This window comes from Kitasatospora nipponensis, from assembly GCF_039528135.1.
In the GTDB taxonomy this organism is placed as follows: Bacteria; Actinomycetota; Actinomycetes; order Streptomycetales; family Streptomycetaceae; genus Kitasatospora; species Kitasatospora nipponensis.
In genome coordinates this window covers 1-847 of sequence record NZ_BAAALF010000601.1, presented here as the reverse complement: position 1 = coordinate 847, position 847 = coordinate 1, and the positions used below count along the sequence as shown (strand labels likewise).

Here is an 847-nt window from a genome sequence, read left to right as displayed (position 1 = left end):
GTGGGCGGTGACATCCATTCCGCTGTGGGAAACGGGCTCCCAGCTGAGCAGGATCTGGCCGAAGTCCAACGGTGCGGAGTTGGTGGGCAGCCAGCGGACGTCCAAGGGGTCGTCGGGGCGGACGGTGACGCGCTGGACGAGGGCGCCGCGCGTGCCGGTTGGCATCGGCCGCGAGGCCAGATCGGCGAGCGCGGTGAGGTTGGCGGCTGGGGTGTGGGTGATTGCGGGCTCCGGGCGTGGTGGGGTGGACGCTGCTGGGGTCATCCCCAGGCCAGGGCGTTACGGACGGCGGGCGGCAGGTAGCCCTCTTGGCCGTCGTCGGCGATGAAGGCGACACCGTGCTCGACCACGAGGTCGACGGCGAGGTAGTGAGCGAAAGGCCAGTCGGGGTTGATGGCGAGGCGGATCGGCCGGCTGGGGTCGAGGCTCTGGAGCTGGCGTAGAAGGTGGCCGACGGTCAGATTCTGAGACACAGGAGCTCCGGGACAGGCGAGTTCAGGGCGGCAGCGGGGAGCGGCAGTTACTCGGGCGTCAAGGCGGTGCAGGTGGCGTGGAAGCGAAGTCGGTGACGGCGGCCACAGGAGGTCGATCCACTCGTTGACCTGCGGTTTCCCCGACACCCGTACGTTGGCATGGCGCCTGCCGAAGCACGTAGTCGTTTCCCGGTAACTGGCGTCTGCTGATGGCGAACTGCCGGAGTTGAGGCACCGCAGACGCGCTCGGGAATGAAGTGGCCCCATCCGTTGTCGTAACTGGGTTGCGGCGAAAGGCCGCAGCGGGACGAAGGGGGAACACAGTGACCGAGCGGGGAAGCAGACGCCGGGATGGGGCGGCGCTGGAGCGCAAG

The 847-nt window shown here is 68.6% G+C and carries 1 protein-coding gene; it reads right to left on the bottom strand.

Going from position 1 to position 847, the window contains the following annotated elements:
- Positions 1 to 260: 260 nt before the first annotated feature.
- Positions 261 to 473 (bottom strand): hypothetical protein, encoded by a 213-nt coding sequence (locus tag ABD323_RS42165; RefSeq protein ID WP_344447358.1) that lies wholly within the window; start codon positions 471 to 473, stop codon positions 261 to 263.
- Positions 474 to 847 lie beyond the last annotated feature (374 nt).